This window comes from Pelomonas aquatica (genome assembly GCF_026712205.1).
GTDB classification, from domain to species: Bacteria; Pseudomonadota; Gammaproteobacteria; order Burkholderiales; family Burkholderiaceae_C; genus Pelomonas; species Pelomonas aquatica.
The window spans coordinates 18418-39882 of the sequence record NZ_JAPPUW010000020.1 but is presented as its reverse complement, the minus strand read 5'-3'; the positions used below and the strand labels follow the sequence as shown (position 1 = coordinate 39882).

At 68.3% G+C, this 21465-nt stretch carries 19 protein-coding genes and 7 tRNA genes; 23 read left to right on the top strand and 3 right to left on the bottom strand.

All coding sequences use genetic code 11. The features are described 5' to 3' along the window. The first annotated feature begins 16 nt into the window (after window positions 1-16). From NYP07_RS18955 to NYP07_RS18845, 23 genes are all read left to right on the top strand, one after another. Complete coding sequence (locus tag NYP07_RS18955) at window positions 17-910, top strand: LysR family transcriptional regulator (protein WP_268153271.1); 894 nt, start codon at window positions 17-19, stop codon at window positions 908-910. Between the two features lie 112 nt (window positions 911-1022). Then, a complete protein-coding gene (gene leuC / locus NYP07_RS18950; protein WP_268153269.1) occupies window positions 1023-2438 on the top strand; it encodes a 3-isopropylmalate dehydratase large subunit in 1416 nt (471 codons plus the stop codon). Between the two features lie 2 nt (window positions 2439-2440). Next, complete coding sequence (gene leuD / locus NYP07_RS18945) at window positions 2441-3088, top strand: 3-isopropylmalate dehydratase small subunit (RefSeq protein WP_268153267.1); 648 nt, start codon at window positions 2441-2443, stop codon at window positions 3086-3088. Continuing rightward, the gene (leuB, locus tag NYP07_RS18940) at window positions 3088-4182 is read left to right on the top strand and encodes a 3-isopropylmalate dehydrogenase (RefSeq protein WP_268153265.1); all 1095 of its coding nucleotides are present in this window, start codon (window positions 3088-3090) and stop codon (window positions 4180-4182) included. Before leuD ends, leuB begins: the two co-directional genes overlap by 1 nt. A 96-nt stretch (window positions 4183-4278) precedes the next feature. Next, window positions 4279-5400, top strand: coding sequence for an aspartate-semialdehyde dehydrogenase (gene asd / locus NYP07_RS18935; RefSeq protein WP_268153263.1), 1122 nt, complete (start codon window positions 4279-4281; stop codon window positions 5398-5400). Between the two features lie 232 nt (window positions 5401-5632). Continuing rightward, window positions 5633-8146: a motility hub landmark protein FimV gene (locus NYP07_RS18930; protein WP_268153261.1), complete on the top strand. Its 2514-nt coding sequence runs from the start codon at window positions 5633-5635 to the stop codon at window positions 8144-8146. A gap of 98 nt (window positions 8147-8244) precedes the next feature. Next, window positions 8245-9027: a tRNA pseudouridine(38-40) synthase TruA gene (gene truA / locus NYP07_RS18925; protein WP_268153259.1), complete on the top strand. Its 783-nt coding sequence runs from the start codon at window positions 8245-8247 to the stop codon at window positions 9025-9027. After that, complete coding sequence (locus NYP07_RS18920; protein ID WP_268153257.1) at window positions 9024-9653, top strand: phosphoribosylanthranilate isomerase; 630 nt, start codon at window positions 9024-9026, stop codon at window positions 9651-9653. The genes truA and NYP07_RS18920 overlap by 4 nt, the downstream gene beginning before the upstream one ends. An 8-nt stretch (window positions 9654-9661) precedes the next feature. Then, a complete protein-coding gene (gene trpB / locus NYP07_RS18915; RefSeq protein ID WP_268153255.1) occupies window positions 9662-10915 on the top strand; it encodes a tryptophan synthase subunit beta in 1254 nt (417 codons plus the stop codon). Further along, entirely contained in the window at window positions 10912-11712 is an 801-nt protein-coding gene (gene trpA / locus NYP07_RS18910; RefSeq protein ID WP_268153253.1) for a tryptophan synthase subunit alpha, read from the top strand. Before trpB ends, trpA begins: the two co-directional genes overlap by 4 nt. A 3-nt stretch (window positions 11713-11715) precedes the next feature. Next, the gene (gene accD / locus NYP07_RS18905) at window positions 11716-12588 is read left to right on the top strand and encodes an acetyl-CoA carboxylase, carboxyltransferase subunit beta (RefSeq protein ID WP_268153251.1); all 873 of its coding nucleotides are present in this window, start codon (window positions 11716-11718) and stop codon (window positions 12586-12588) included. A 62-nt stretch (window positions 12589-12650) separates the two neighbouring features. Further along, window positions 12651-13961, top strand: coding sequence for a bifunctional tetrahydrofolate synthase/dihydrofolate synthase (gene folC / locus NYP07_RS18900; protein WP_268153249.1), 1311 nt, complete (start codon window positions 12651-12653; stop codon window positions 13959-13961). 15 nt (window positions 13962-13976) lie between these two features. Continuing rightward, window positions 13977-14789, top strand: coding sequence for an SPOR domain-containing protein (locus tag NYP07_RS18895; RefSeq protein WP_268153247.1), 813 nt, complete (start codon window positions 13977-13979; stop codon window positions 14787-14789). Between the two features lie 10 nt (window positions 14790-14799). Further along, a complete protein-coding gene (locus tag NYP07_RS18890) occupies window positions 14800-15333 on the top strand; it encodes a CvpA family protein (RefSeq protein ID WP_268153245.1) in 534 nt (177 codons plus the stop codon). An 11-nt stretch (window positions 15334-15344) separates the two neighbouring features. After that, on the top strand, window positions 15345-16859 hold the full coding sequence (purF, locus tag NYP07_RS18885) for an amidophosphoribosyltransferase (RefSeq protein ID WP_268153243.1): 1515 nt from the start codon (window positions 15345-15347) through the stop codon (window positions 16857-16859). A gap of 4 nt (window positions 16860-16863) precedes the next feature. Continuing rightward, window positions 16864-18087 (top strand): O-succinylhomoserine sulfhydrylase, encoded by a 1224-nt coding sequence (locus NYP07_RS18880; protein ID WP_268153241.1) that lies wholly within the window; start codon window positions 16864-16866, stop codon window positions 18085-18087. Then, window positions 18087-19517 carry a glutamate--tRNA ligase gene (gene gltX / locus NYP07_RS18875; protein ID WP_268153216.1) on the top strand — a complete coding sequence of 477 codons (1431 nt, stop codon included), beginning with the start codon at window positions 18087-18089 and terminating at the stop codon, window positions 19515-19517. The genes NYP07_RS18880 and gltX overlap by 1 nt, the downstream gene beginning before the upstream one ends. Window positions 19518-19608: 91 nt before the next feature. Continuing rightward, window positions 19609-19684, top strand: a tRNA-Ala gene (locus NYP07_RS18870). Window positions 19685-19736: 52 nt separating this feature from the next. Continuing rightward, window positions 19737-19812: transfer RNA gene (locus NYP07_RS18865), tRNA-Glu, on the top strand. A 74-nt stretch (window positions 19813-19886) separates the two neighbouring features. Beyond that, window positions 19887-19963 (top strand) — tRNA-Asp (locus NYP07_RS18860). 75 nt (window positions 19964-20038) lie between these two features. Then, window positions 20039-20114 (top strand) — tRNA-Ala (locus tag NYP07_RS18855). Between the two features lie 48 nt (window positions 20115-20162). Continuing rightward, window positions 20163-20238, top strand: a tRNA-Glu gene (locus NYP07_RS18850). 72 nt (window positions 20239-20310) lie between these two features. After that, window positions 20311-20387: transfer RNA gene (locus NYP07_RS18845), tRNA-Asp, on the top strand. A gap of 62 nt (window positions 20388-20449) precedes the next feature. Here the strand turns inward: NYP07_RS18845 and NYP07_RS18840 are convergent. The 3 genes from NYP07_RS18840 to NYP07_RS18830 form a co-directional block, all read right to left on the bottom strand. Next, window positions 20450-20701 carry a hypothetical protein gene (locus tag NYP07_RS18840; RefSeq protein WP_268153215.1) on the bottom strand — a complete coding sequence of 84 codons (252 nt, stop codon included), beginning with the start codon at window positions 20699-20701 and terminating at the stop codon, window positions 20450-20452. Between the two features lie 184 nt (window positions 20702-20885). Then, window positions 20886-20976, bottom strand: a tRNA-Ser gene (locus tag NYP07_RS18835). Window positions 20977-20999: 23 nt separating this feature from the next. Then, window positions 21000-21296 (bottom strand): hypothetical protein, encoded by a 297-nt coding sequence (locus NYP07_RS18830; RefSeq protein WP_268153214.1) that lies wholly within the window; start codon window positions 21294-21296, stop codon window positions 21000-21002. Window positions 21297-21465 lie beyond the last annotated feature (169 nt).

Below are 21465 nucleotides of genomic sequence, written 5' to 3'. Positions count from 1 at the left end.
GCTGGAGTCAGACGATATGCGCCACGACCTCACCACCCTCAACCTCGTGCTGGCCATCGAGCAGACCCGCTCGATCACGCGCGGCGCGGCCCAGGAGCATCTGGCCCTGGCCGCGGCGAGCAAGCGCCTGTCCGACCTGGAAAGCCGCCTCGGCGTGCAGCTCTTCGAGCGGCGCGCGCGGGGCGTCGAGCCGACCGAGGCGGGGCGGGCGCTGGTGCGCCACATCCGTTCGCTGCACGCGTCCCTCTATGCCCTCGAGACCGAGGTCATGGAGTTCTCGCGCGGCATCAAGGGCCATCTGCGCATCGCGGCCAACAGCAGTGCGATCACCGAGGCGCTGCCGCCGCATCTGGTGGGCTTCTCGCAGGCCCATGGCCAGATCCGCATCAGCCTCGAGGACCTGACCAGCGCCGAGGCGCAGGCCGCGGTCGCCGAGGGCAGGGCGGACGTTGGCGTGTTCTCGCCGCCGCTGCTGGACAACCGCCTGCAGACCTGGGTCTTCGCCCACGGCCGGCTGGCGGCCCTGGTGCCGCTGAAGCACCCGCTGGCGCAGCGCGAGGAAGTCACCTTCGACGACCTGTTGGCCTACGACCTCATCGGCCTGCACGCGGGCGCCAGCGCCCAGGAGCTGATGCGCGAGCAGGCCGCGGCGCGCGGCAGGACGCTGAACGCGCGCTGGCAGGTGCGCGGCTTCGACGCCATCGCCCAGCTCGTCGAGGCGGGCCTGGGCGTGGCCGTGCTGCCCGAGCAGCCGGCCGAGCGCTTCACGCGCGTCTTCGGCGTGCGCTGCCTGCGCCTTGAAGAGCCCTGGGCCGAGCGCGAATATGTGTTGGGTGTGCTGCGCCAGCAGCGCCTGCCCACCGTGGTGCAACGCTTCGTGGACACCCTCATTCCCCGAGACAAGCAATGATTCCATTTAACGCCGTTCACGGCGCGCGCCGGGCCGAGCGCCGGGCCGCTCCCAAGCCGGCCCGTATCCCCTCGGGGGATCGGCTGGTGCACTCGCCAGACGAGGGGCAGACATGACGACCTCCCGTACCCTTTACGACAAGCTCTGGGACGAGCATGTCGTGCACTCCGAACCGGATGGCACGGCACTGCTCTACATCGACCGCCACCTCGTGCACGAGGTGACCAGCCCGCAGGCCTTCGAAGGCCTGGACCTGGCGGGCCGCAAGGTCTGGCGCCTGTCCGCCAACCTGGCCGTCAGCGACCACAACGTGCCGACGACCGACCGCTCCCACGGCATCGCCGACCCGGTCTCGAAGCTGCAGGTCGACACGCTGGACGCCAACTGCGACCGCGTCGGCATCACGCAGTTCAAGATGAACGACAAGCGCCAGGGCATCGTGCATGTCATCGGCCCGGAGCAGGGCGCCACGCTGCCCGGCATGACCGTCGTCTGCGGCGACAGCCACACGTCCACGCACGGTGCCTTCGGCGCGCTGGCCCACGGCATCGGCACCAGCGAGGTCGAGCATGTGCTGGCCACGCAGACGCTGTCGGCCAAGAAGGCCAGGAACCTGCTCGTCAAGGTCGAAGGCCAATGCGCCAAGGGCGTCGGCGCCAAGGACATCGTGCTGGCCATCATCGGCCGCATCGGCACGGCCGGCGGCACCGGCTACACCATCGAGTTCGCCGGCTCGGCCATCCGCGCGCTGAGCATGGAAGGCCGCATGACGGTCTGCAACATGGCCATCGAGGCGGGCGCACGCGCCGGCCTGATCGCCGTGGACGACACGACGATCAACTACGTGCAGGGCCGCCCCTTCTCGCCGCAGGGCGTGGAATGGGACCAGGCCGTCGCCTACTGGCGCACGCTGCACTCCGACCCCGGCGCCCACTTCGACAAGGTCGTCGAGATCGATGCCGCGCAGATCCGCCCGCAGGTTACCTGGGGCACCTCGCCCGAGATGGTGCTGTCCATCGACGACCGCGTACCCGACCCCGACAAGGAGCGCGACGCCGTCAAGCGCGGCGCCATCGAGCGCGCGCTGACCTATATGGCGCTGGAGCCCAACAAGGCCATCAGCGACATCCACGTCGACAAGGTATTCATCGGCTCCTGCACCAACAGCCGCATCGAGGACATGCGCGAGGCCGCGGCCGTCGTGCGTCGCGTGGGCGGACGTGTGGCCCGGAACATCAAGCTGGCCCTGGTTGTGCCGGGCTCGGGCCTTGTGAAGGCGCAGGCCGAAGCCGAAGGCCTGGACCAGGTCTTCAAGGCCGCCGGCTTCGAATGGCGCGAGCCGGGCTGCTCGATGTGCCTCGCGATGAACGCCGACCGGCTGGAGCCGGGCGAGCGTTGCGCCTCCACGAGCAACCGCAATTTCGAAGGCCGCCAGGGCGCCGGTGGGCGCACTCACTTGGTCAGCCCGGCCATGGCTGCTGCGGCCGCGATGACCGGCCATTTCGTTGACGTTCGCACGCTGAGCTGAGCATGGACAAGTTCACCCTCCACAAGGGCCTGGTCGCGCCCATGGACCGCGAGAACGTCGACACCGACGCGATCATCCCGAAGCAGTTCCTGAAGTCGATCAAGCGCACGGGCTTTGGCCCTAACCTGTTTGATGAATGGCGCTACCTTGACCACGGCGAGCCCGGCCAGGACCCGGCCAGCCGCCGGCCCAACCCCGACTTCGTGCTGAACCAGCCGCGCTATGCCAGCGCCAGCATCCTGATCGCGCGCCAGAACTTCGGCTGCGGCTCCAGCCGCGAGCACGCGCCCTGGGCGCTGCAGCAGTACGGCTTCCGCGCCATCCTGGCGCCGAGCTTTGCCGACATCTTCTTCAACAACTGCTTCAAGAACGGGCTGCTGCCCATCGTCATGCCCGAGTCGGCGATGAGCCAGCTGTTCGATGAGGTGAAGGCCTTCCCGGGTTACCAACTCGTCGTCGATCTGCCGCGCCAGGTCGTCGTCAAGCCCGATGGCGCCGAGATCCCGTTCGACATCGAGCCTTTCCGCAAGGAGTGCCTGCTCGGCGGTCTCGATGAGATCGGCCTGACGCTGCAGCATGCCGACAAGATCCGTGCCTTCGAGGCGGCGCGCATCGCCGCCAAACCCTGGCTGAACAACCGAGTGATTTGATGAAGAAGATTGCAGTATTGCCAGGCGACGGCATCGGCCCCGAGATCATGGCCGAGGCGGTCAAGGTGCTGAACGCACTGGACCTGCCGCTGACGCTCGAATGGGCCGACGTGGGCGGCAAAGCCTACGAGACCAGCGGCCACCCGCTGCCGCCGGCCACGCTGAAGCTGGCGCAGGAAGCCGACGCGGTGCTGTTCGGCGCCGTGGGCGACTGGAAGTACGACAAGCTCGAGCGTTCGCTGCGGCCTGAACAGGCCATCCTCGGCCTGCGCAAGGCCCTGGGCCTGTTTGCAAACCTCCGGCCGGCCATCTGCTACGAGCAGCTCACGCATGCCTCGTCGTTGAAGCCGGAGCTGGTCGCGGGTTTGGACATCCTGATCATTCGGGAACTCACCGGCGACATCTATTTCGGTCAGCCGCGCGGCCGCCGCACGGCGGTGGACGGCCATTTCCCCGGTGCCGATGAAGCCTTCGACACCATGCGCTACTCGCGCCCCGAGATCGAACGCATCACCCACGTCGCCTTCCAGGCCGCACGCAAGCGCAACAAGCGTCTGACCAGCGTCGACAAGGCCAATGTGCTGGAGACCTCGCAGCTCTGGAAGGACGTCGTCACCGAGGTCCACGCGAGCTACCCGGACGTCGAGCTGGACCACATGTACGTGGACAACGCGGCCATGCAGCTCGTCAAGGCGCCGAAGAAGTTCGACGTCGTCGTGACCGGCAACATGTTCGGCGACATCCTGTCCGACGAGGCCGCGATGCTGACCGGCTCCATCGGCATGCTGCCGTCGGCGTCGCTGGATGCGAACAACAAGGGCCTCTACGAGCCCAGCCACGGCAGCGCGCCGGACATCGCAGGGAAGGGGATTGCCAACCCTCTGGCTACAATCCTGTCCGCTGCCATGATGCTCAAGTTCTCCCTCAACCTGCCCGAAGCCGCCGCGCGTATCGAAGCCGCGGTGCAATCGGTGCTGGCCGAGGGCTTGCGCACCGCCGACATCTGGAGTGAAGGCACCTCGAAGGTTTCGACCGTCGAGATGGGCGACGCCGTCGTCAAAGCCATCACGACCACCAAAACCATCAAGAGCTGACCGCTCCGTCTCGTCTCGCCCCCTCCAGACCCGGCGAACGAGCCGGGGCCCAAAGTGAGAAGGGTTTGGTGAGCTAAAGACGAAAGGACTGATGAGATGACGACCCTGGTAGGCCTCGTAGGCTGGCGCGGCATGGTGGGCTCGGTGCTCATGGAGCGCATGACCGCCGAGCGCGATTTCGACCTGATCGAGCCGCTGTTCTTCTCGACCTCCAACGCCGGCGGCGCCGCCCCGGCCCAGGCGAAGAACGAGAAGACGCTGCAGAACGCCTTCGACATCGAACAGCTCAAGCGCTGCGACATCATCATCACCGCCCAGGGCGGCGACTACACGACCGAGGTCTTCCCCAAGCTGCGCGCCGCGGGCTGGGCCGGCCACTGGATCGACGCGGCCTCGACGCTGCGCATGGCCGATGACGCCGTCATCATCCTCGACCCCGTCAACCGCCCCGTCATCGACAAGGCGCTGGGCAGCGGCGGCAGGAACTGGATCGGCGGCAACTGCACCGTCAGCTGCATGCTGATGGGCGTGGGCGCCCTCTACAAGGCCGGCCTCGTCGAGTGGATGTCCACGCAGACCTACCAGGCCGCTTCCGGCGGCGGCGCGCAGCACATGCGCGAGCTGCTGACGCAATACGGCACGCTGAACGCCTCGGTCAAGTCGCTGCTGGACGACCCCAAGAGCGCCATCCTCGAGATCGACCGCCAGGTCATCGCCAAGCAGCGTTCGCTGTCGGCTGAAGAGACGGCCAACTTCGGCGTGCCGCTGGGCGGCTCGCTGATCCCGTGGATCGACCGCGACCTGGGCAACGGCCAGTCCAAGGAGGAATGGAAGGGCATGGCCGAAACCAACAAGATCCTCGGCAATGGATCGGCTCAGGCCATCCCCGTCGACGGCTTCTGCGTGCGCGTCGGCGCGATGCGCTGCCACAGTCAGGCGCTGACCTTCAAGCTGAAGAAGGACGTGCCGCTGGCCGACATCGAGGCCATGATCCGCGCCGACAACGAGTGGGTGCAGTACGTGCCCAACACGCGCGAGGACACGCTCAAGCATCTGACTCCCGTGGCCGTCACCGGCACGATGACCATTCCCGTCGGCCGCCTGCGCAAGCTGGCCATGGGCCCCGAGTACGTCGGCGCGTTCACGGTCGGCGACCAGTTGCTGTGGGGCGCGGCCGAGCCGCTGCGCCGCATGTTGCGCATTCTGTTGGAGCGCTGACCGCGCTTACACGCGCTTACCTCGAAACATAGGGTTCACCCGGGCGTCGATATTGAAACGAAGCGACACATCAGGTACCTCTTGAGCATTTCCGCGTATATGCTTGATGCCGTTGTGTTTTTGATTCGCGACTCGACGCAGGCCATACCGTGCAGACCAGGTTCGTGCAGCGCGTGCTGAAGATCGAGACAGGCGGGGCCCATTGCCCCGCCTTGTTGCTTTGGGGAATGCCTTGAAAGACCACACCCGCGACGCATCCGAGGGAATCCGCCCCACGGGCTTTGTCCGTCACCATCTGGCGCTCGCCGCTGCCCTTCTCGTCGCAGGCAGCGGCGCGCAGGCCCTGGGCCTGGGCAAGCTGAACGTGCAGTCGGCGCTGGGCGAAACCATGCGCGCCGAGATCGACGTCTCCAGCCTGACGGCCGAGGAGGCCGCCACGCTGAAGGTGCGCGTCGCGCCGCCGGAGTCCTACCGCGCGACGGGCGTCGACTACAACCCGGTGCTGACCTCGACCCAGGTCCAGGTCACGCGGCGCGACGGCCGCACCGTGCTGCGCGTCGTCAGCGACCGCGCCGTGCAGGAGCCCTTCGTCGACGTCATCCTGGAGCTGACCTGGTCCAGCGGCCGGCTGGTGCGCGAATACACGCTGCTGTTCGACCCGCCGAGCCTGCCCAAGCCCGCGCCCGTCGTCACCGCGCCGCCGGCCATCGCCGCGGCGCCGGCCCAGGCGGCCTCCACCGAGGCCGTGCCGGCACCGGCCCCCGCGGTCACCGCGACCCTGCCGCGCAACGGCGCCGCATCGGCCGCCGCGCCGGCCGTGGCGCGCCTGCCTGCGCCGGCCCAGGTGCAGACGCGCCCGCCCGTCACCGCCGCCTCCGAGTACACGGTGCGCCCGGGCGACTCGCTGTCCAGGGTGGCCTCGCACACCCAGGTCAGCGGCATCTCGCTGGACCAGATGCTGGTCGGCCTGTTCCGCAACAACCCGGACGCCTTCATCGACGGCAACATGAACCTGCTGAAGTCGGGCGCCGTGTTGCAGGTGCCGTCCAGCGACGCGCTGGCGAGCGTTCCGGCGCCCGAGGCGCGCCGCATCATCCTGGCCCAGAGCGCCGACTTCTCCGCCTACCGCCAGCGCCTCGCGTCCGCCGCGCCGACGCTGCAGAACACCGAGAGCGAGCGCCAGTCCAAGGGCAAGGTGCAGGCCGCCGTCGAGGACCGCAAGCCGGCCGCCGCGTCGACGCCGGACAAGCTGACGCTCAGCAAGGCCGCCGCCGCCAGCGCCGCCGAGACCAAGCTGTCCAAGGACGCCGAGAAGAAGGATGCCGCGGCGCGCGTTGCCGAGCTGACCCGCAACGTCGAAGAGCTGAAGCAGCTCTCCAGCGCCGCCAAGCCCGGTGCCGCCGGGGCTTCGTCCGCGCCCGCGGCGCCCGCGCTGCCGGCACCGGTGGCGGCCGCCGTCGAAGCGGCATCGACGCCTGCTCCCGCGGTGGCGGCGAGCGCTGCGGCCGCCAAGCCGATGGCGCGCGCCAGCGCGCCGCTTGCGCCGCCGCCGGCACCCGAGCCGCGGGGCTTCATCGAGCAGCTGCTCGACAGCCCCATCGTGCTGCCGCTGGCCGGTGTGCTCGTCGCCGTGCTCGGCGGGCTGGGCCTGTACCGCCTGCGCTCGCGCCGCCCGGCCCATGCGGCCGAGACCGGCTTCCACGAAAGCCGCCTGCAGCCGGATTCCTTCTTCGGCGGCACCGGCGGCCAGCGCGTCGACACGCGCGATGCGCAGAACAGCGGCCAGTCGTCGATGAGCTATTCGCTGAGCCAGCTCGACGCCATTGGCGACGTGGATCCGGTCGCGGAGGCCGACGTCTACCTGGCCTATGGCCGCGACCTGCAGGCCGAGGAAATCCTGAAGGAAGCCCTGCGCGCCAATCCGACGCGCCTGGCCATCCGCCTGAAGCTGCTCGAGGTCTACGCCAAGCGCCGCGACACCAAGGGCTTCGAGCAACTGGCCGTGCAGCTCTATGCCGAGACCAAGGGCGAGGGCGAGGACTGGGCCAAGGCCCAGGAGCTGGGCCGCGGCATCGATCCGGACAACCCGCTCTACCAGCCCGGCGGCGCGCCGGCCCATGCCGAGAACGGCCCCGAGCTGCGTCCCGAGCCGATGAACGCCAGCACGCTGCCGCAGACGGCCCTGCCCAGCGTCCCGAATGTGGCCCACGTGGCGACGGACGCGGTGAACCGCGGCAGCGGCCCCGATACCGGCCCGGTCAGCGGCTTCGATCTCGCGCTGGACCTGGACCTCGATGCGCCCGAGCCCGTCTCGCCGAGCGCGATGGCCGCGACCCAGGCCATGCCGGCTTCGGTCGAGCAGGCGCCGATGACGATGGACTTCGACATCTCCAGTCGCGGCACGCGCACTGCACCGCCTGCACCCGACCTGAACTTCGACCTCAGCGGCATGGGCGGCCTGTCCCCCAGCCCTGCGTCGGCGCCCGCCGCGGCGTCCACGGACCTGGACTTCGACCTCGGCGAGTCGACCCGGCCCGGCGAGGCTCACCCCGACCACCTGTCCGAGGCGTTGAGTGCGTTGGGCGACGACGATGGCGACCCCCTGCTGCGCCAGCTTGAGCTGGCTGACGAGTTCCGCCAGATCGGCGACACCGAAGGCGCCCGCGAGGTGCTGCAGGAGCTGATCCAGCGCGCCAGCGGCCCGCTGCGCGACAAGGCGCAGGCGATGCTGAACGAGCTGCGGTAGAGCGCTGCCGCGATACTTCGACGCCCGGCCCTGGCCGGGCGTTTTCGTTGGCGACTTGCACGTTAACCGTGCAAGCCGGCCTGATTACCTGGGAGCCCATGAGAGTCGCACTTGGAGTCAGCTACCGCGGCGGCGGCTACAACGGCTGGCAGAGCCAGCCCGACGGCCGCACCGTGCAGGACGCCCTCGAAAAAGGCCTGTCGGCCTTTGCCGCCCAGCCCATCCGCACGATCTGCGCCGGCCGCACCGACGCCGGTGTGCACGGCATCAACCAGGTCGTCCATTTCGACACCGAGGTCGACCGCGAGCCTTTCTCCTGGGTGCGCGGCAGCAACCGCTACCTGCCGCCCGACATCGCGATCCAGTGGTGCCGCTTTCCCGGCGACGCCTTCCATGCGCGCAACTCCGCACGAGGCCGGCGTTATGCCTATCTGCTGCTGGAGTCAGCGGTGCGGCCGGCCATCGAGTCCGGCCAATGCGGCTGGATCTTCCGCCCGCTCGACCAGGCGGCGCTCGAGGCCGCGGCCGGGCGCCTGATCGGCGAGCACGACTTCTCGTCCTTCCGCTCGTCGGAATGCCAGGCCGCGTCGCCCATCAAGACGCTGCGCGAGATCACCGTGCAGCGCCGCGGCGTCTATTGGCGCTTCGAGTTCGAGGCCAGCGCCTTCCTGCATCACATGGTGCGCAACCTGATGGGCTGCATCCTCGCCGTCGGCAGCGGCACGCGGTCGGCGGACTGGGTGTCCGAGGTGCTGGCCGCACGCGACCGCAAGGTGGCCGCGCCGACCTTTGCCCCCGACGGCCTCTACTTCCTCGGCCCGACCTACGATGCCGAACTGGACATCCCGCGGCATGTCGCCGCCCTCGATTGGCTCCCATGACTCGAATCAAGATCTGCGGCCTGACGCGCGAGGCCGACGTCGAGGCCGCCGTCGAAGCCGGTGCCGACGCCATCGGCTTCGTCTTCTACGCGAAAAGCCCGCGCGCCGTGACGCCGGAGCGGGCGAAGGCGCTGGCGCGCCTGCTGCCGCCCTTCGTAATGCCGGTCGGCCTGTTCGTCAACGCGAGTGACGCGGAGTTGCAGGCCGGCCTGGAGGCATTGCCCAATATGCTGATGCAATTCCATGGCGACGAAACGCCGGCCGACTGCGAGCGCGTGAGGCGGCCCTATCTGCGCGCCGCCCGCATGGCGCCGGGTTTCGACTTGGTAGACTTCGGCTCTCGTTTTTCCAGCGCCCAGGCCATCCTGCTCGACGCCCATGTCGACGGCTATGGCGGCGGCGGCAAGGTCTTCGATTGGTCACTCGTTCCTCCAAGCGTCAGCTCTCGCCTCGTTTTGTCTGGTGGGTTGAGTGCTGCCAACGTAGCCGATGGCATCGCCCGGATGCGGCCTTGGGCCGTTGATGTGAGTTCCGGCGTCGAGGTGGCCTTTGGGCTCAAGAGCGCCGACCTGATCCACGAGTTCTGCCGCGCGGTACGCCGCGTCGATGCCGAACCGACCTGCTAGGAAAGACCATGTTCCCCTACGACCAGCCCGATGCGACCGGGCATTTCCGCCATGCGGGCACGCCGACCTATGGCGGCAGCTTCGTGTCCGAGACCCTTGTCCATGCGCTCGACCAGCTCAAGGACGCCTACGCCCACTACCGCAACGATCCCGAGTTCATCGCCGAGTTCCAGAAGGAGCTCAAGCACTTCGTCGGACGGCCCAGCCCGATCTACCACGCCGAGCGCTTGAGCCGGGAGCTGGGCGGCGCGCAGATCTACCTGAAGCGTGAGGATCTCAACCACACCGGCGCGCACAAGATCAACAACGTCATCGGCCAGGCCTTGCTGGCCAAGCGCATGGGCAAGCCGCGTGTCATCGCCGAGACCGGCGCCGGCCAGCATGGCGTGGCGACGGCCACGATCTGCGCGCGCTACGGCCTGGAGTGCGTCGTCTACATGGGCAGCGAAGACGTGAAGCGCCAGTCGCCCAATGTCTACCGCATGAAGCTGCTCGGCGCGACCGTCGTGCCGGTGGAGAGCGGCAGCAGGACGCTGAAGGACGCGCTCAACGAGGCGATGCGCGACTGGGTCACCAACGTCGAGAACACCTTCTACATCATCGGCACCGTGGCCGGCCCGCATCCCTACCCGATGATGGTGCGCGACTTCCAGCGCATCATCGGCCTGGAGTGCCTGGAGCAGATGCCCGAGCTGGCCGGCCGCCAGCCGGACGCCGTCATCGCCTGCGTCGGCGGCGGCAGCAATGCCATCGGCATCTTCCATCCCTACATCCCTCACGAGGGCGTTCGGCTGATCGGCGTCGAGGCCGAAGGGCAGGGCGTGGCCAGCGGCAAGCATGCCGCGACGCTGACGGCCGGCAGCCCCGGCGTGCTGCACGGCAACCGCACCTATCTGCTGCAGGACGAGGATGGCCAGATCATCGAGACGCACTCGATCTCCGCCGGCCTGGACTACCCCGGCGTCGGCCCCGAGCATGCCCACCTGAAGGACATCGGCCGCGCCGAATACGTCGGCATCACCGATGCCGAGGCGCTGGCGGCCTTCCACCGGCTGTGCCGCACGGAAGGCATCATCCCGGCGCTGGAATCCAGCCATGCCGTCGCGCATGCGATCAAGCTCGCGCCGACGCTGGGGAAGGACAAGGTGCTGCTCGTGAACCTCTCCGGCCGCGGCGACAAGGACATCGGCACCGTCGCCGACCTGTCCGGCGCCGCCTATTTCGATCGTCCGTCGCAAGCCGGTGAAAAGGTGAAGCAATGAGCCGCATCAAGACCACCTTCGGCCGGCTCAAGGCTGATGGCCGCAAGGCCCTGATCCCCTTCGTCACCGCTGGTGATCCGCACCCCAGCGCGACCGTCGACCTGCTGCTGGCCATGGCCGAGGCCGGCGCGGACGTCATCGAGCTGGGCGTGCCTTTCTCCGACCCCATGGCCGACGGCCCCGTCATCCAGCGTGCGGGCGAACGGGCGCTGAAGCACGGCATCGGCCTGCGCAAGGTGCTGGCCTATGTGCGCGAGTTCCGCGCCCGCAACGACGCCACGCCGCTGGTGCTGATGGGCTATGCCAACCCGGTCGAGCATTACGGCCTGGAGGCCTTCGTGGCCGATGCGAGCGCGGCGGGCGTCGACGGCGTCCTCATCGTCGACTACCCGCCCGAGGAGTGCGCCGAATTCGCCGCCAGGCTGCGGGCCGCGAACATGGACGCGATCTTCCTGCTCGCGCCCACGTCCACCGAGGCGCGCATGGCCCAGGTCGGCCAGCTCGCCAGCGGTTATGTCTACTACGTGTCGCTGAAGGGCGTGACCGGCGCCGGCCACCTGAACACCGCCGCCGTCGCCGAGGCCGTGCCGCGCATCCGCCGCCATGTCAGCACGCCGGTGGGCGTGGGCTTCGGCATCCGCGATGGTGCCACGGCGCGGGCGGTTGCCGATGTTTCCGACGCCGTCGTCATCGGCTCCAGGCTGGTCGAATTGCTGGAGCGCCAGCCGGCCGATAATGTCGCCTTGACTGGCGCGGCCTTCATCCGTGAAATCCGCGCCGCACTCGACAAGGACTGAGACATGAGTTGGCTCGACAAACTGCTCCCGCCCAAGATCCAGCAAGGCGACCCGGCCGACCGCCGCACGGTGCCCGAAGGCCTGTGGATCAAGTGCCCGAGCTGCGAGACGGTGCTCTACAAGACCGACCTGGAGCAGAACATCAATGTCTGCCCCAAGTGCAGCTTCCACCACCGCATCGGCGCGCGTGCCCGTCTGGACGCCTTCCTCGACGGCGAGGGCCGCTACGAGATCGGCCAGGAGGTGCTGCCGGTCGACGCGCTGAAGTTCAAGGACAGCAAGAAGTATCCCGACCGCCTGAAGGAAGCGCTGGAGAACACCGGCGAGACCGATGCGCTGGTCGTCATCGGCGGCGCCGTCATGAGCGTGCCCGTCGTCGCGGCCTGCTTCGAGTTCGACTTCATGGGCGGCTCCATGGGCTCCGTCGTCGGCGAGCGCTTCGTGCGCGGCGTCGAGACGGCCATCGAGCAGAAGACGCCCTTCATCTGCTTCACCGCCACCGGCGGCGCGCGGATGCAGGAGGGCCTGCTGAGCCTGATGCAGATGGCCAAGACCAACGCGTCGCTGACGCGCCTGGCCAAGGCCAAGCTGCCCTACATCAGCGTGCTGACCGACCCGACGATGGGCGGCGTGTCGGCCTCGTTCGCCTTCGTCGGCGACATCGTGCTGGCCGAGCCCAAAGCGCTGATCGGCTTTGCCGGCCCGCGCGTCATCGAGAACACCGTGCGCGAGAAGCTGCCCCCGGGCTTCCAGCGCGCCGAGTTCCTGATGGAGAAGGGCGCCGTCGACATGATCGTGGACCGCCGCCAGCTGCGCGAGACCATCGCCCGCCAGCTCGCGATGCTGCAGCGCCAGAGCGCCGACGCGGTGGCCTGAACCTCGTCGCGATAGTTCCAAGCCAGGCCCCGAGCCTGGCTTTTGTTTTTCAGTGATCCGCCATGACGCTTGAAGACTGGCTCGCCCACTGCGAGCGCCTGCACCCCAAGACCATCGACATGACGCTGGATCGCGTCAGGGCGGTGAAGGAGAAGCTCGGCATCGCCTTCGACTGCCCGGCCATCGTCGTCGCCGGCACCAACGGCAAGGGCTCGACCTGCGCGATGCTGGAGTCCATCGCGCTGCATGCCGGCTACCGCGTGGGCCTCTACATCAAGCCCCATCTCGTGCATTTCCAGGAGCGCTGCCGCGTGGGCGGTGCGCCGGTGGCGGCCGAGTCGCTGGAACCGCATTTCGAGGCCGTCGAGGCCGCGCGCGGCGACATCACGCTGACCTATTTCGAGTTCACGACGCTGGCCATCATGCGCCGGCTGCAGCACGAGCCGCTGGACCTCGTCATCCTCGAAGTCGGCCTGGGCGGACGGCTGGACGCGGTCAACGTCATCGACGGCGACTGCGCCGTCATCACCAGCATCGACCTCGACCACACCGAATTCCTCGGCTCCGACCGCGAGAGCGTGGGCCGCGAGAAGGCCGGCATCATGCGCACCGGCCGGCCGGTCGTCGTCAGCGACCCGATGCCGCCTGCCTCGCTGGCCGAGCGGGCGCTGGAGATAGCCGCCGACCTGCGCCAGCTCGGCCGCGACTTCACGTTCAGCGGCGACCGCACGCAATGGCAGTGGGCCGGCCGCGGCAAGCGCTTCTCGGGCCTGGCCTACCCGGCGCTGCGCGGCGTGAACCAGCTGCTGAATGCCTCCGGCGTGCTGGCCGCCTTCGAGGCCCTGGCCGACCGCCTGCCCATCAGCGCCCAGGCCGTGCGCACCGGCCTGGCCCTGGTCGAGCTGCCCGGGCGCTTCCAGGTGCTGGCCGGTCAGCCGGCCGTCGTGCTGGACGTGGCCCACAACCCCCACGCGGTCGCCGCGCTGGCGCAGAACCTCGACCAGATGGGCTTCTTCCCGCGCACCCATGCCGTCTTCGGCGCGATGGCGGACAAGGACCTGGCCGGCATCCTGGCCAAGGTCGCGCCGCTCGTGGACGCCTGGCATTTCACGGACCTGCCCATCCCGCGCGCCGCGACGGCCGCGCAACTGGAGGCCGCCTTCCTCGCTGCGGGGCTGAAGACGCCGCCCGACGTGGCGACGCACACCCATGCCAATCCGCTAGACGCCCTCCATGCCGCGGCGGCCGGGGCGACCACGGCCGATAGAATCCTGGTCTTTGGTTCCTTCTACACCGTGGGCGGGGTGCTCCAGCAGGGCCTGCCCCGCGTGACGGCCGGCGCTGCCGAGCCCAAGCCTCCCACCCTCCACTGACGTCAGACGCCGCCGATGGGCCTGTTTTCCTTCCTCAAGCGCGATGACGCCGCCACCGCGGCGGCGCCCAAGAAGTCTTCGGCCCGGGCCGGCGCCAAGGCCAGTGCGGCCGACGACGTCCAGGTGCTGCGCATCCGCGCGCGTCGGCGTCTCATCGGTGCGGCCGTGCTGGTGGCGGCCGGTGTCGTCGGTTTCCCGCTGATCTTCGAGACCCAGCCGCGGCCGATTCCCGTCGACCTGCCCATCGACATCCCGCGCAAGGAGACCGCGCCGCCGCTGACCGTGCCGACGCGCGAGCCGCTGTCGCAGGCGGCCGAGCCGGCGTCCAAGCCCGCGCCTGCGCCCGTCGCGCAGACGCCGAGCGCGCCGGTCGCCGCGGCCAAGCCGGTCGAAAAGACGGCGGAGAAGCCCGTCGAGAAGGCGCCCGCCGCCGACAAGCCGGTGGCCGACAAGCCGCACGACAAGCCAGCCACGCCGGTCAAGCTCGCCGAGAAGCCGGCCGACCGCCCGGCGGACAAGCCCAAGGCCCACGCCAACGATGGCGCCCGTGCCCAGGCCCTGCTGGATGGCAAGGACACGGCCTCTGCACCGGCCGCCGCGGCGCGCTTCATCGTGCAGGTCGGCGCCTACGGCGAGAACAAGACGGCCCAGGACGTGCGGATGAAGGTCGAGAAGCTCGGCCTCAAGACCTATGCGCAGGCCGTGGACACGGCCGACGGCCGCCGCGTGCGCGTGCGCCTGGGGCCCTTCGCCAGCCGCGACGAGGCCGAGCGCGCCGCCGCCAAGCTCAAGGGCGCGGGCCTGCCCGGCGCCATCCTGACGCTCTGAAGGCCGCGACGTGGACGTCACGCTGAGCTGGGTCGACCTCGCGCTGGCAGCCCTGCTGCTGATCTCGATCGGCCTGGGCCTGTGGCGTGGCCTGATTTTCGAGGTGATGTCGCTGGCCGGCTGGGTCGTGGCCTATTTCGCGGCCGCGCCGCTGGCGCCCGTCATCGAGCCGATGCTGCCCGAGGGGCAGTTCGGCCCCGCGGCCGTCCACCTCGTCGCGCTGGCCCTGGCCTTCTTCGCCGTGCTCATCGTCTGGAGCCTGGCCAGCCGCCTCGTCAAGGCGCTGATCCACGCCACGCCGTTGTCCGTCGTGGACCGCCTCGGCGGCGCCGGCTTCGGCGCGCTGCGCGGCGTCTTCATCGCGCTGCTGCTGGTGCTCGTCGTCGGCGCCTCGCCGCTGGCCCAGTCGGCCACCTGGCGGGCCTCGCGCGCGGCGCCGGTCCTGGCCGGCGTGCTGCACGACGCCGCGCCGCTGCTGCCCCAACCGCTTGCCCATTTCATTTCCCGCTCGATGACCCCATCTGATGCGGCATCGACTGACTAAGGACTCCTGCCATGTGCGGCATCGTCGGCACCCTCGCTGCCTCCCCCGTCAACCAGCTCCTCTATGACGCCCTGCTGCTGCTGCAGCACCGCGGCCAGGACGCCGCCGGCATCGTCACGATGCAGGGCCAGAAGTGCTTCATGCACAAGGCCCGCGGCATGGTGCGCGACGTCTTCCGCACCCGCAATATGCGCGCGCTGCCTGGCAACATCGGCCTGGGCCAGGTGCGCTACCCCACGGCCGGCAACGCCTACAGCGAGGAAGAGGCCCAGCCGTTCTACGTGAACGCGCCGTTCGGCATCGTCCTCGTGCACAACGGCAACCTGACGAACGCGCATGCGCTGAAGGACGAGCTCTTCGACATCGACCGCCGCCACATCAACACCGAGAGCGACACCGAGGTGCTGATCAATGTGCTGGCCCACGAGCTGGAGCTGGCCGCGCGCGACCTGCCGCTGACGCCCAAGGAAATCTTCGCCGCCGTGCGCGCCGTGCAGAAGCGCATCAAGGGCAGCTATGCCGTCATCGCGCTGATCGCCGGCCAGGGCCTGCTGGCCTTCCGCGACCCCTACGGCATCCGCCCGCTGTGCTTCGGCCGCGCGAGCAATGGCGACTTCATGGTCGCCAGCGAGAGCGTCGCGCTGGAAGGCACGGGCCACCAGCTGGAGCGCGACGTGGCGCCGGGCGAGGCGCTGTTCGTCGACATGACCGGCAAGCTGCACACCGAGCAGTGCAACGACAACCCGCAGCTCAACCCCTGCATGTTCGAGTTCGTCTATCTGGCGCGCCCGGACTCGGTGATGGACGGCATCTCCGTCTACCAGGCCCGCCTGAACATGGGCGAGACGCTGGCCCAGCGCGTCATCTCGACGATGCCGCCGAGCGAGATCGACGTCGTCATCCCCATCCCGGAGAGCAGCCGCCCGTCGGCCATGCAGCTGGCCCACCGCATCGGCAAGCCCTACCGCGAGGGCTTCGTGAAGAACCGCTACGTCGGCCGCACCTTCATCATGCCGGGGCAGGGTGCGCGCAAGAAGAGCGTGCGGCAGAAGCTCAACGCCATCGGGCTGGAGTTCAAGAACCGCAACGTGCTGCTGGTGGACGACTCCATCGTGCGCGGCACCACGTCCAAGGAGATCGTGCAGATGGCCCGTGAGGCCGGCGCGCGCAAGGTCTACCTGGCGTCTGCCGCGCCGCCGGTGCGCTTCCCCAATGTCTACGGCATCGACATGCCGACCCGCGAGGAGCTGATCGCCCATGGCCGCAGCATCGAGGAGATCCGCCATTACATCGGCGCCGACGCGCTGATCTACCAGGACGTCGACGCGATGAAGCGCGTCGTCGCGGCGCTGCACCCGGGCCTGGCCGGCTTCGAGGCCAGCTGCTTCGACGGCAGCTATGTCACCGGCGACGTCAGCCTCGAGGACTTCGCCGCGATGCGCGAGCAGCGCGCGGCCTCGCAGGGCGACGAGGAAGACGCCGCGGCGCGCAGCCGCCTGGCGCTGCAGAGCGGCGGCGAGGGCTGAGCGCATGCATGACCCCGCCCATCGCCCGCTGCCCGAAGGCCTGCGCTCCGAGACGCTGGCCGTCCGCACCGCGCTCGCGCCCAGCCAGCACGGCGAGAACTCCGAGGCGCTGTTCCTGACGACGGCCTACGTCCAGCCCGACGCCGAGACCTCGGCGCGCAAGTTCTCCAACGCCGAGGACTTCACCTACACGCGCACCAGCAACCCGACCGTGCGCAGCCTGGAGGCGCGCCTGGCCGCGATGGAGGGCACGGAAGCCGCCATCGCCACGTCCACCGGCATGAGCGCCATCCTGCTGCTCGCGATGGGCACGCTGAAGGCCGGCGACCATGTCGTCTGCTCGCGCTCGGTGTTCGGCTCGACGATCAACCTGTTCGCCAAGGAGTTCGGCAAGTTCGGCGTCGAGGCGAGCTTCGTGTCGCAGACCGACCTCGCCGAGTGGCGGGCCGCCATCCGGCCGACGACGCGGCTCTTCTTCGCCGAGACGCCCACCAACCCGCTGACCGAGGTCTGCGACATCCGCGCGCTGGCCGACATGGCCCGCGCGGCGGGCGCCATCCTCGCCGTCGACAACACCTACTCGACGCCGGCCCTGCAGCGCCCCGCCGAGATGGGCGCCGACATCATCATGCACTCGGCCACCAAATACATGGATGGCCAGGGCCGCGTGATGGCCGGCGCGCTGTGCGGGCCGAACAAGCTCATCCGCGACGTCTTCGGCCCCATCCTGCGCACGGTGGGCATGACGCTGTCGCCCTTCAACGCCTGGGTGGTGCTGAAGGGGCTGGAGACCTTGAGCCTGCGCATGAAGGCGCAGAGCGAGCAGGCCCTGGCCGTGGCCCGCTGGCTGGAGGCTCGGCCCGAGGTCGACCGCGTCTACTACCCGTCGCTCGCCTCCCATCCCCAGCACGAGCTGGCCATGCGCCAGCAGGGCGGGCAGGGCGGGGCGGTGCTGTCCTTCGACGTGAAGGCCGATGGCCCCGAAGCCGCCCGCGCCGCCGCCTTCCACGTCATCGACAGCACCCGTGTCGTGTCCATCGCCACCAACCTCGGCGACACGAAATCCATCATCACTCACCCCGCGACGACCTCGCATGGCCGTCTCACGGAGGCGCAGCGCCAGGCCGCGGGCGTCGGCCAGGGCCTGATCCGGCTGTCTGTCGGCCTTGAGCATGTCGACGACATCTGCGACGACCTGCTCCGCGGCCTTTCCACACTCAAGACCTGATGAGCCCCACTTTCGACAAGGTCCGCACGCGCATCGCGCCGTCGCCGACCGGCTTCCTGCACCTGGGCACCGCCCGCACGGCGCTCTACTCCTGGGCCTATGCCCGCCACCACGGCGGCGAGTTCGTGCTGCGCATCGAGGACACCGACGTCGCCCGCTCCACGCAGGACTCGGTCGACCAGATCATCGCGGCGATGAACTGGCTGGGCCTGAATTACGACGAGGGCCCGATCTACCAGATGCAGCGCCTGGACCGCTACCAGGCCGTCATCGACCAGATGATCGCCGCTGGCCGCGCCTATCGATGCTATGCGACGCCCGAAGAGCTAGACGCCATGCGCGAGGCCCAGCGCGCCCGCGGCGAGAAGACCCACTACGACCGCCGCTGGCGCCCGGAGCCTGGCAAGACGTTGGCGACGCCGCCCGAGGGCGTGAAGCCCGTCATCCGCTTCGCCAACCCCATCGACGGCGACGTGACCTGGGACGACCTCGTCAAGGGCCCGATCACGATCAACAACCGCGAGATCGACGACCTGATCATCGCCCGCGCTCCATCGGATGGCGCACCTGTCGGCGCGCCGGGCGTGCCGACCTACAACTTCGCCGTCGTCGTCGACGACTGGGACATGCGCATCAGCCATGTCTTCCGCGGCGACGAGCACGTCAACAACACGCCCTGGCAGATCAACATCTTCAACGCACTGGGCGCGCCGCTGCCGGCTTTCGGCCACCTGCCCATCATCCTGGGCGACGACGGCCTGAAGCTGTCCAAGCGTCGCGGCGCCGTCAGCGTGATGGACTACGCCGCCGACGGCTACCTGCCCGAGGCCATGCTGAACTACCTGGCCCGCCTCGGCTGGAGCCACGGCGACGAGGAACTGTTCAGCGCCGCGCAGATGGTGTCCTGGTTCGACGGCTCCCACCTTTCCAAGAGCCCGGCCCAATGGGACCCGGCCAAGCTGGACTGGGTCAACGGCCACTATGTGAAGCAGATTGACGAGGCTCGGCTGGCGGAGCTGGTCGTGGCCCAGCTGGCGGCCAAGGGCATCGCCGCCACGGTCGAGCAGGTCCAGCCCAAGGTCGGCCTGTTCAAGGACCGTTGCGCGACGACGGCGGCGCTGGCGGATTGGCTGGCGATGTATTTCGCGCCGGTCAGCCCCTCGGCCGACGATCTTGCGACCCACATCACGGAGGCCGTGCGCCCCGCTTTGCGCGCGCTGGCCGAGCGCCTGTCCGCGCTGACCGACTGGCACAAGACCGGCATCCAGCAGGCGTTGAAGGAGACGCTGGCTGCGACCGGGCTCAAGATGCCGCAATTGGCCGTTCCCGTGCGCTTCGCCGTGTGCGGTCGTGCACAAACGCCAAGCCTGGATGCGGTGCTCGAACACTTCGACCAGAAAAAAGTCGTCGATCGCTTGCAAACAGTCTGAAATTCGTCATATACTCTTGGTCTCGCTTGAACGGCGCTGCGAACGAAGCGATTCTTGAAGATGCCGGCAACGGTGGAATCAAAATCAAACCGGGGGTATAGCTCAGCTGGGAGAGCGCTTGCATGGCATGCAAGAGGTCAGCGGTTCGATCCCGCTTACCTCCACCAAATTTCCTGAAAAGGGTTTTGCGTGGCGCGCAGTTCAAGCGGCGAAAGTTTAGTCCCCTTCGTCTAGAGGCCTAGGACACCACCCTTTCACGGTGATTACAGGGGTTCGAATCCCCTAGGGGACGCCAAATTCCCGTCGAAAGACGGGCGAGTTTGATGAGCTTGGATATTGTCGAAAGACGGTATCGAATTCATCCCACGCGGAGTGGTAGTTCAGTTGGTTAGAATACCGGCCTGTCACGCCGGGGGTCGCGGGTTCGAGCCCCGTCCACTCCGCCAAGGATTCCGTCGGGTCCGCCCGATCAGCGAACGGCCAATCAGTTGGCCGTTTGCTTTTTGCGACCGTCATTTGACGGGGGTATAGCTCAGCTGGGAGAGCGCTTGCATGGCATGCAAGAGGTCAGCGGTTCGATCCCGCTTACCTCCACCAAGGCCTTTGTGGGTTTCGGGTGGAACGCAGTTAGGTAGTGAAAATTCAGTCCCCTTCGTCTAGAGGCCTAGGACACCACCCTTTCACGGTGATTACAGGGGTTCGAATCCCCTAGGGGACGCCATTCCTGTCGAAAGACGGGCGAGTTTGATGAGCTTGGATATTGTCGAAAGACGGTATCGTATTCATCCCATACGGAGTGGTAGTTCAGTTGGTCAGAATACCGGCCTGTCACGCCGGGGGTCGCGGGTTCGAGCCCCGTCCACTCCGCCAGATATGGCAATGCGCCGAAGCCCTCGCGGGTTTCGGCGCATTTCGTTTTTGGGGAATCTATTTCAGGAAACGCCGCGGGCCGGGGCGGGGGCCGTGCCGGTCTCGTCATTGCCGCCGCTGCCATGGGCTTGTTGGCCCGAACTGCTGGCCCGGGGCTCGCTAGGCGCGCTGCGCGGCGTTTCGCTCGGGCTGCGCTTGCCGCTGACGACCAGGCGCGCAAGCTTGACGACCTCGCTGGCCTCGGCCGGCAAGCCGCCGATCACGAGCCCCAGAGCCAGGCTCAGGCTCATCCATCCCTTACGCAGTTGCGACATCTCCGGCTCCAGCCTTGCGGACGGCAAGGCACGATTTGCAGTGTTTAGCAACCCGTGCCGGCAAGCCAGCGTCGAGCGACGAATTGCGTTTTGCAGGGGATGAATTGCGGCTGACCGACTGTTGTTCCCGATCTGTTAGCCGTGCCTGGAAAGCAAAACGGGCCCTTGCGGGCCCGGTCATGCTTGGCGGAGAGGGCGGGATTCGAACCCGCGGTGGGCTATTAACCCACACACGCTTTCCAGGCGTGCGACTTAAACCGCTCATCCACCTCTCCTGCAAGCCCGCCATCATAACCCATCATGGAGCCCAGGCAGACAAGCTGAAGCGAGGGGGCGATCTGGGCTCGTCGAGACATTCGCGCCAGCCGAGCTGGTGGACGACGTTGTTCAGGTGCAGCATGCGCTTGGAGCGGGCGAGCGTGTGGCCCTCGCCGTCGATCAGTGCGACGTTGCACAGGATGTTCATCGGGTCGAACAGCGCGACCACGTCCGGCTGGATCTCGGTCCATTCCCAGGCGATCTGGATGGGCTCGCCATTCGCCTCGGTCGCCCAGACTTCCTGGCCCGAACGCAGGCCGGACCGTGCATCGTCCACTCGGAGGCTGCTGCCGATTTGTCGGAGATCAGGTGCCACCTTTTCGAACTCGTTTACAGTCTTAACGACCGTTTCGCAGGCCATCAGTTGCCAGGCTGCTATCTGCATTCGGGTCTCCCGTCATTTGGATGGTTTGCAGTGTGCGTTCATCAGCGCCGCACTGCTCCTA

Bases quoted from the DNA above. Each gene is read 5' to 3' on its own strand.
- leuB (WP_268153265.1), top strand. From the start codon at position 3,088: ATGAAGAAGATTGCAGTATTGCCAGGCGACGGCATCGGCCCCGAGATC.
- NYP07_RS18920 (WP_268153257.1), top strand. From the start codon at position 9,024: ATGACTCGAATCAAGATCTGCGGCCTGACGCGCGAGGCCGACGTCGAG.
- gltX (WP_268153216.1), top strand. From the start codon at position 18,087: ATGAGCCCCACTTTCGACAAGGTCCGCACGCGCATCGCGCCGTCGCCG.
- trpA (WP_268153253.1), top strand. From the start codon at position 10,912: ATGAGCCGCATCAAGACCACCTTCGGCCGGCTCAAGGCTGATGGCCGC.
- purF (WP_268153243.1), top strand. From the start codon at position 15,345: ATGTGCGGCATCGTCGGCACCCTCGCTGCCTCCCCCGTCAACCAGCTC.
- NYP07_RS18895 (WP_268153247.1), top strand. From the start codon at position 13,977: ATGGGCCTGTTTTCCTTCCTCAAGCGCGATGACGCCGCCACCGCGGCG.
- NYP07_RS18955 (WP_268153271.1), top strand. From the start codon at position 17: ATGCGCCACGACCTCACCACCCTCAACCTCGTGCTGGCCATCGAGCAG.
- trpB (WP_268153255.1), top strand. From the start codon at position 9,662: ATGTTCCCCTACGACCAGCCCGATGCGACCGGGCATTTCCGCCATGCG.
- leuC (WP_268153269.1), top strand. From the start codon at position 1,023: ATGACGACCTCCCGTACCCTTTACGACAAGCTCTGGGACGAGCATGTC.
- asd (WP_268153263.1), top strand. From the start codon at position 4,279: ATGACGACCCTGGTAGGCCTCGTAGGCTGGCGCGGCATGGTGGGCTCG.
- accD (WP_268153251.1), top strand. From the start codon at position 11,716: ATGAGTTGGCTCGACAAACTGCTCCCGCCCAAGATCCAGCAAGGCGAC.
- leuD (WP_268153267.1), top strand. From the start codon at position 2,441: ATGGACAAGTTCACCCTCCACAAGGGCCTGGTCGCGCCCATGGACCGC.
- folC (WP_268153249.1), top strand. From the start codon at position 12,651: ATGACGCTTGAAGACTGGCTCGCCCACTGCGAGCGCCTGCACCCCAAG.
- truA (WP_268153259.1), top strand. From the start codon at position 8,245: ATGAGAGTCGCACTTGGAGTCAGCTACCGCGGCGGCGGCTACAACGGC.
- NYP07_RS18840 (WP_268153215.1), bottom strand. From the start codon at position 20,701: ATGTCGCAACTGCGTAAGGGATGGATGAGCCTGAGCCTGGCTCTGGGG.
- NYP07_RS18880 (WP_268153241.1), top strand. From the start codon at position 16,864: ATGCATGACCCCGCCCATCGCCCGCTGCCCGAAGGCCTGCGCTCCGAG.